The following is a 1,090-nucleotide window of genomic DNA, read 5'->3' as shown; positions in this document are numbered from 1 at the left end:
GTTCAAAAACGCCGAATCGCGTCTGAACCACCACCTCGCCGGTTTGTTCGGGGTGAGTTCCTTGGCCTGGACCGGACACTTGGTACACGTCGCCATTCCCGAATCCCGTGGCGTTCACGTGGGTTGGGACAACTTTCTGAGTACCATGCCTCACCCCGCCGGTTTGACACCTTTCTTTACCGGTAACTGGGGCGTGTACGCCCAAAACCCCGACACCGCCAACCACGTGTTCGGCACCGGTGAAGGTGCTGGAACCGCCATTTTGACTTTCCTCGGTGGTTTCCATCCCCAAACCGAGTCCCTGTGGTTGACGGACATGGCCCACCACCACCTGGCGATCGCAGTTATCTTTATCATCGCCGGGCACATGTACCGCACCAACTTTGGTATCGGTCATAGCATCCGGGAAATTTTGGCTGCCCACAAACCACCGCAAGGTACCCCCTTTGGTGGCATGTTGGGAGAAGGTCACAAAGGCCTGTACGACACCATCAACAACTCCCTACACTTCCAGCTCGCTTTAGCACTGGCCTCTCTAGGGGTTGTCACCTCCCTGGTGGCCCAACACATGTACTCGCTGCCTCCCTACGCCTTCCTGGCGCAGGACTACACCACCCAGGCAGCCCTGTACAGCCACCACCAGTACATCGCCGGCTTCATCATGGTCGGTGCCTTCGCCCACGGCGCCATCTTCCTCGTACGGGACTACGACCCCGAACAGAACAAAAACAACGTTCTCGATCGCGTCCTGCAACATAAGGAAGCCATCATCTCCCACTTGAGCTGGGTTTCCTTGTTCCTCGGTTTCCACACCCTGGGACTGTACGTCCACAACGACGTGGTGGTTGCCTTCGGCACCCCCGAAAAACAAATCCTCATCGAACCGGTCTTTGCCCAATGGATTCAAGCCGCCCACGGTAAAGCCCTCTACGGCTTCGATGTCTTGCTTTCCAACAGTGGCAGTGCTGCCGCTAGTGCCAACGGTCCCTGGCTAACTGGCTGGCTAGATGCCATCAACTCGGGAGACAACTCCCTATTCCTCACCATCGGTCCGGGAGACTTCCTGGTCCACCACGCCATTGCCCTGGGC

Annotated in this window: 1 pseudogene; it reads left to right on the top strand. The window is 57.7% G+C overall.

The features are described 5' to 3' along the window. Window positions 1-1,090 (top strand): annotated as a pseudogene (gene psaB, locus AS151_RS06030) (photosystem I chlorophyll a apoprotein A2); the annotation flags it as partial.

This window comes from Geitlerinema sp. PCC 9228, assembly GCF_001870905.1.
In the GTDB taxonomy this organism is placed as follows: Bacteria; Cyanobacteriota; Cyanobacteriia; order Cyanobacteriales; family PCC-9228; genus PCC-9228.
This window is presented reverse-complemented; position numbering and strand designations above follow the sequence as displayed.